This is a genomic window from Microcoleus sp. C2D2, from assembly GCF_036702495.1.
Taxonomy (GTDB): domain Bacteria; phylum Cyanobacteriota; class Cyanobacteriia; order Cyanobacteriales; family Microcoleaceae; genus Microcoleus.
In genome coordinates this window covers 1-6,557 of sequence record NZ_JAUBTO010000257.1, presented here as the reverse complement: position 1 = coordinate 6,557, position 6,557 = coordinate 1, and the positions used below count along the sequence as shown (strand labels likewise).

Annotated in this window: 6 protein-coding genes; 2 read left to right on the top strand and 4 right to left on the bottom strand. The window is 44.2% G+C overall.

The genetic code is table 11. The features are described 5' to 3' along the window. Positions 1 to 24 precede the first annotated feature (24 nt). The 3 genes from tnpA to QUB61_RS37055 form a co-directional block, all read right to left on the bottom strand. On the bottom strand, positions 25 to 255 hold the full coding sequence (gene tnpA / locus QUB61_RS40295) for an IS200/IS605 family transposase (RefSeq protein ID WP_445300323.1): 231 nt from the start codon (positions 253 to 255) through the stop codon (positions 25 to 27). A gap of 304 nt (positions 256 to 559) precedes the next feature. Then, positions 560 to 3,106: a peptidase domain-containing ABC transporter gene (locus QUB61_RS37060; protein ID WP_333136122.1), complete on the bottom strand. Its 2,547-nt coding sequence runs from the start codon at positions 3,104 to 3,106 to the stop codon at positions 560 to 562. Between the two features lie 10 nt (positions 3,107 to 3,116). Further along, positions 3,117 to 3,743: a helix-turn-helix domain-containing protein gene (locus tag QUB61_RS37055; protein ID WP_333136123.1), complete on the bottom strand. Its 627-nt coding sequence runs from the start codon at positions 3,741 to 3,743 to the stop codon at positions 3,117 to 3,119. A gap of 297 nt (positions 3,744 to 4,040) precedes the next feature. Between QUB61_RS37055 and QUB61_RS37050 the strand changes: the two genes are divergently transcribed. After that, positions 4,041 to 4,262: a hypothetical protein gene (locus QUB61_RS37050; RefSeq protein WP_333136125.1), complete on the top strand. Its 222-nt coding sequence runs from the start codon at positions 4,041 to 4,043 to the stop codon at positions 4,260 to 4,262. A gap of 79 nt (positions 4,263 to 4,341) precedes the next feature. On the opposite strand, the gene QUB61_RS37045 is transcribed toward QUB61_RS37050, so the two are convergent. Continuing rightward, the gene (locus QUB61_RS37045) at positions 4,342 to 4,578 is read right to left on the bottom strand and encodes a hypothetical protein (RefSeq protein WP_333136127.1); all 237 of its coding nucleotides are present in this window, start codon (positions 4,576 to 4,578) and stop codon (positions 4,342 to 4,344) included. 804 nt (positions 4,579 to 5,382) lie between these two features. On the opposite strand from QUB61_RS37045, the gene QUB61_RS37040 reads away from it, so the two are divergent. Then, the gene (locus QUB61_RS37040; RefSeq protein WP_333136129.1) at positions 5,383 to 6,300 is read left to right on the top strand and encodes a tyrosine-type recombinase/integrase; all 918 of its coding nucleotides are present in this window, start codon (positions 5,383 to 5,385) and stop codon (positions 6,298 to 6,300) included. The last annotated feature ends 257 nt before the right edge of the window (positions 6,301 to 6,557 follow it).

Genomic DNA, 6,557 nt, shown 5'->3' with positions numbered 1-6,557 from the left:
TGGCTTTTCGCTCATCTGACTACATTACCATATTTTTGGGCTCTCTGCGGAACTATTTTTTACCTGAATCCTTACCTTTTTTCTTAAGTAACTCGAAGCCCTGCCTTTGACTCTTTGCATGACAAAGCTAGCGGAATCAGTCGGCTTAACGTTAACCAATAAATGTACATGATCTGGCATAATTTCCCAAGCAATAATTTTCCATCTGTTTTCTGTCACTACTTCAAAAATAATCTCTTGTAACCGTTCTGCGATTTTGCCTACTCAGACAGCTTTGCGGCGTTTCGGGATAAAAACCAAGTGCATATTGATCTGTGAAACGGCGTTACTCTCGTGTCGATACTCTAAATCCTTTTTTGACAAACTCGCCATAAATTGCTTGATTCCGTTGATTGATAGTGTATAATCAACATATTACAGCCCAGGAACATTTAAATGTTTGGGTGTCAACAGATACTACTCAAGCCTGACAAAGAACTCAAAGCGGTTCTAGAATACATTTGCCAAGAATCGAATAAACTGCACAATTGTGCGGTTTATTACGCTCGTCAAATATACTTTAAGGCTCATACTTACGTTCGGATTCAGCATTGAGGTGGCTGGTAGCTTCATCGAAAATTAACAGTTGAGGATTCCCTAATAAAGCACGAGCGATCGCAATTCTTTGTCGCTGTCCTCCTGATAACATTCCTCCACCTTCTCCTATTTGAGTCTCGTACCCCATAGGCAGCTTTTTAATAAACGAATCTGCCCCAGCTTGTCGCGCTGCTTCCATAATTTCTTCTAGGTTAGCTGATGGTTGTCCGATGCCAATATTTTCTCGAATTGTACCGCCAAATAAAAAGGTATCTTGGTCAACTACACCTATTTGAGAACGGAGCGATCGTAACAAGATACTGTTTATATCTTGACCATCAATTAAATTTTTTCCATCCGTAGCAGGATAAAGTCCCAAAATTAGTTTAGAAATGGTTGTTTTCCCCGAACCACTACGACCAACCAAGGCTACAGTTTGCCCTGCTTTTACTTCAAGACAAAGATTTTCTAAAACATTAACCTCGCTTTCTGGGTGATAGCGGAAAGTGACTTTATCAAAGCAGATATTACCCTTAATCGGCGGTAAAGTTTGCCGAGATTGTTGCTGTAAATCTTCCTCTGGTTCCGTTTCGATTACATCATGAATGCGCTCGATCGCAATTACCACTTCCTGCACTTGATTCCACAGCACTGTCAATCGCTGAAACGGGCGAATAACGTTACCCAGCAGCATATTAAAAGCAACTAATTGTCCCGGTGTAAGTTCACCTTGAATTACCAACCCTGCACCAAACCACAACAAACCTGTTGTTACCACAGCCTCGATCGTACCACTGAATATCTGGAGTCTATTCCCAATCACCTGTCCGGCAAAATTGCTTTTCACTGATTTATTGAGTAGTTCTTCCCAATGCCAGCGGACAGTTTGCTCAACAGCTAAAGATTTAACAGTGCGAACCCCCGTGAGTGCTTCAATTAGATAGCTGCTTTCCCCTACCAAAGAATTAAAAATCTCCCGGGAAGTTTTTTGCAAGAAAGGAGTAGCAATTAAAGCCAATAAAACAAAGGGGGGAATAATTAGTAAGACCAGTAGGGCCATTTTCCAACTATACCATAACATCAGTCCTACATAGATGAAAACCGTCAGTAAATCCAGTAGTATAGATAAAGCTTCATCAGTAAGAAAGCGTTGAATCTTATGGTTTTCTTGAACGCGGGAAATGATGTCCCCAACATAGCGCGACTCAAAGAAGCTGAGAGGCAAACGAAAGGTATGTCTGATAAAACCAACAATTAGGGCTAAATCGACTCGATTGGCTGTTTGGTCTAGCAAATATTGTCGCAGTCCGGTCATGGCAACTCGGAACAAGCTAAAAATTAGCAACCCCATTCCAAATGCAGCTAAAGTCAGTTGACTTTGGCGTTTTACTACGTTGTCCAAAATTATTTGAGTGAATAGTGGCGTAATCAATCCAAAAATTTGGATAAATACCGAAGCTATAAAAACTTCAAACAAGACAAGACCGTGCGGTTTAGCTAACTCAAAAATTTGCCAAAATGGGGTACTGTATTCTTGAGCATCTTTAATTAAAGCTGTGGGCTGCAATAACAAAGTATAGCCAGTCCAACTAGCTTTAAATTGAGAGTGAGTAAGGGTGGATTGACCGATAGCTGGATCTCCTACGATGACGTGCTTCCGGGTGATTTCGTAGACTACGACGTAGTGCTTACCTTCCCAATGGGCGATCGCAGGTAGATTTTGTTTTGCCAATTGGTCTAAACTGGCTTTCACGGGTCGGGTAGAAAATCCGATACTTTCTGCTGCTGCTGATAAACCTCGTAAAGAAGCACCATTGCGATCGACATTAGCCATATCCCGAAGTCTATTAACACTAAAGCGCTTGCCCCAATAGCTAGCAACCATTACTAAGGAAGCAGCACCACAGTCAGATGCACTTTGTTGTGCAAAAAAGGGATAACGGCGGGTAATGCCCTGCCACAAGTGACCCACTTGCAATGTGGGACTGGGAAAGTAAGCTTTACTAATCTTTTTCTGGTTTTTCGGTTCGATTGGTAATGTATAATCGAGAAAAGCTGCTTTTTTTTGACTCTTGTTTTCGTTGGCTAAGGTAGCGTCAGTTCCTGTGAGTAAGGAATCTCGCAGAACGGCCTGGTGATGAAGATGCTGTCGAATTTTAGGATATTTGCGACTTAGGTTTAAAAAGCTATCTCCAGAAATAAAACAGAGTTTTAGTGCATCTCTCGAAGCTTTTGCTGAGTAAGATTCAAAGGACTCTTCTGGAAACAATGTTAGCTCACCAAATGATTCGCCTGCTTTCAAGGAAACGGGTCTCTCATTCTGACTACAGGTTAACCGCACTTTTCCTGTAACAATAATGTAAATGCCACCTTGAGCGTTTTGCGAATTCCAAAATTGTTTTAGTGGCGGAGGCTCTATAACTTGGATTTTTTGGCGTATTTCACTTATTTCTTTGTCGAGAAATGATTGCCAAAATGTTGTTTGGAGTAGCTCATTAGAAATCAATAGATCGGATTGATTCAGAATCATAGTTCTACTCTCAACGAATGGGATTGAAAGGCAAAAATTCCGAGGACTCCCAGACAGAGGTTTCTGTGAGATCGCCGATCGCAAGGCGGTTTTTTCCCTGGCCTGTGGTATTCTGTACGAGCACTGCTTTTGGTCGCGTGGATAAGCCCATATCTTTGAGCAAGCGATTGATGTGGCGATCGCTCAGTTCAATGCCGAATTCTTTAGCGAGATGCTTGCTTAACCATTGTCCCGTCCAGCGCCGGAACGAGTAGCCGTAATCCTGCGGGGTATTGCTAGCCAGTTCTTTCAACCGTTCTAGGTACTGGTCATTTACGGTTTTAGGCCGGCCAATCGGGCTATGATTCCAGTTGTGAGCTTGACCAGCCTGTACCATTAAAATCCAATGGCGCGCCGTTCCTTGAGAACATCCCAAAATTTCACAGATTTGGGTTTGAGTTTTACCCTCCGCAGCCAGCAACATAATTTGGATGCGCTGGCGGTACAGTTCGGGTAAGCTGCTTTCTAGACTTTTTTGCAAGAGTTTGCGCTGAAAAGGCGTCAATAGCTGGTGTTGGTTAAAGCGCAACGGTTTTGAGCGATCGCTATCAGACCGATCGCCTGCATCACTGTCGCATTGGAAGGGATAACATGACATAGTGGCACCCTGATGAGACTCTAAAACCTTATTTGGAGACACAAAGATCTCAATATGCACCGACCTCTTTTATTCGTTCCACCCCCACCATCAGGCTGTTAAAAGAAGACAGTGATTATTTCGGCAACAGTTCTCACTACAGGGCAAGGGCTGCGTCGCTACCATATTCGGCTGATCGTAAATACATTAATACCCACATTCCGCACCCCCCAACTAGCACATAGGCTGCTTGAGTGGCGAGAGAGTGAATCATCACAGAAATTAATAAATATGACTCTTCATTAGTTAATATGCTAAATGAATAGCTGGCGCCAGGAAAGAAAGACAAATGAAGCTAGCAAAATAGTTGGTAGAGTCATTACCGGGGCTGACAGAGGAAGCTCATTTATTATTAACTATAAGCAAAAGCTAGAGGGGTTAGGTGGATTGAACAGCCATGAGAACGAAAAAAGAGATAAAGTTTTTAACAAAGCTGTTGAATATAGAGGAAATAAAAGTAATTTCACATCGCCAGCATGAAGGGCGGGGGAATTACAGCCCCTCAAACTCCCCTTTTAGTTAAAAATTGCATTGACGATTTGACGATAGTTTCAAACTCTTACACATCAAGCAGTTTCCCCGTCAATAGCAGCTTTGACGATTGAAAATCGTCATTGACGATTCCCCAGCCACATCCCAATAAATTCACGATCGCCCGCTCCCGCGATAACAAGGACAATCCGCTTCCCTGCCAGCTTGATAGGGCGATGGGCGTCAAGCAATCGTCAAAATCGTCAAAAATTTGCAGTATATCCCCAAAATCCATGCTGAAAAAGCGTTTGGGGAGAATCGTCAAAAACAATGTCAATAATCGTCAATGAAAGTTAGAAGCTGAAAGCCTTATAACTACGATAGTTTAGAAGAATCGTCAAATCGTCAAAGAAAATTTGTCGTGACCTTGAGTTAGGACACTCGTGAGGCATCAAGTCCTCAAAAGCCAAGGTTATGTCGGATGCTGGTTCAAAACGCTACAGGGAAGTTAGTTGCTCCCGAGTGCGATCGCGAATGCCTGCCGATCCCTTTTTTGCAAAAGCTTAAAATTAGCGTTGACGATTTGACGATTCCCTAAAACTTCTACTCCATAAGCACTTCAATCGTCAATAACAGCTTTGACAATTCAGAATCGTCATTGACGATTGTCAATCAGATAGCAGTGGCGACCGGATCATGTCAGGCGCAAGTCGTCAATGACGATCGCGACAGGTCGATCAACCAATCGTCAGAATCGTCAAAAACAGAGCGGCTATTCCCCAAACTTATAGTTGGAAAGCATTTGGGGAGAATCGTCAAAAACAATGTCAAAAATCGTCAATGAAGCTTAGAAGTTGAAACCTTTACAAACAGGGAAGTTCAGGAGAATCGTCAAATCGTCAATAAATTTTAGTTATAAGTAGTGTTGAGACTCAAAATTGAAACTGAGTATTTTTACAGCCCAGCAAATTTTCTGCACGTATTCAAGTTGTCTTTCAAGGTTGAATCTTGTGCTATTTGCACCTCTCGATCGGGTAATCTGGTCTGGAAAGGCAAATTATCGGGCCGACTATGGACTTAGAACACGCTGCTAATTCCTTTGGAGAAATAGCTTCGACGCGCGACAAGCGTGGCAGAGCTGTTAGCTGCCAAGCGCTCTGTCAACACTAGGCGTGCTTATGAGAAAGACTTGTACGATTTCTTTGCGACAATGACGGGGCAGGAACCTCACCCGGCATTGGTGCGCGAGTTCCTACGGCTGAACCGCTTCGCCGCTGTCGCAGTGGTTCTCAAGTATAAAGCCAAACTAATCGACAAGGGACTTAAGGAAGCGACGATTAATCGGCGGCTGGCGGCGATCAAAAGTTTGGTGAATTTTGCTCGGAAGGTGGGCGAGTGCGAGTGGAGTTTGGTAGATGTTGAAGGAGAGAAGGTGGTTCCTTACCGGGATACTACAGGGTTTGGCCGAGTTGCTTCTGAGAATGTGGTGGCGATGCAGTCGGTGTTGTCCATTCCTGACCGGAGTACGCCCCAGGGAAAGCGCGACTATGCAGTTCTCCGGCTGCTGTGGGACAATGCGTTGCGCCGGGGAGAAATCGGCGGCGCCAATATAGGCGACTTTGACCCGCTAGCCCGAACTTTGAATATTTACGGCAAAGGTAGGGGAACTCAAGCGCAGCTAATTGACTTGCACAACGCGACGGCAGATGCGATTTCTGATTGGCTGAGCGTGCGGGGAGCTGCAATGCCCCAAGAGCCTTTATTTATCGCTTTGACAAAGCGGGAATACGGGTTGAGGTTGAGCGGGTACGCTATTTACAAGCTTGTTTTCTCAACTTGCTGTGCTGCGGGAATTCCTAAAAGAATCAGCCCGCACAGAATACGCCACGCTGCAATTACGACTCTGTTAGATGCAAGCAACGGCAATACGCGAATGGCGCAGAAGTTGAGCCGCCATACCAGCTCGAACGTCCTTAATTGTTACGATGACAATCGGCAGAGCTTGCAGCGAGAAGCGTCGGGGCTGCTGGCTGATTTGGTGCATTGAGTTTAGATTTGTATGTTCGGATTGTTAAATAGGGAACTGTTTCTATTTCAGGCAATCCCATCAAGAAAAAGGACGGGGTTTCTATCCAAGTTTCTGATGAAAGGCGATCGCCCCAAAATCGATCGAGCCTCCACGTGTTGAATGCTGCCGGCGTTTTGCGCTCAACCCACTGCGAACTCATTGACACTCCCCTGCCTAAAGGCGAGGGGATTCTTGGATCAGCCAGTCGATTTGCTCATTGATGTCACCATCAGCGA

Coding starts and splice junctions, on each gene's coding strand:
- QUB61_RS37060 (WP_333136122.1), bottom strand. CDS start 3,106: ATGATTCTGAATCAATCCGATCTATTGATTTCTAATGAGCTACTCCAA.
- QUB61_RS37055 (WP_333136123.1), bottom strand. CDS start 3,743: ATGTCATGTTATCCCTTCCAATGCGACAGTGATGCAGGCGATCGGTCT.
- QUB61_RS37050 (WP_333136125.1), top strand. CDS start 4,041: ATGAATAGCTGGCGCCAGGAAAGAAAGACAAATGAAGCTAGCAAAATA.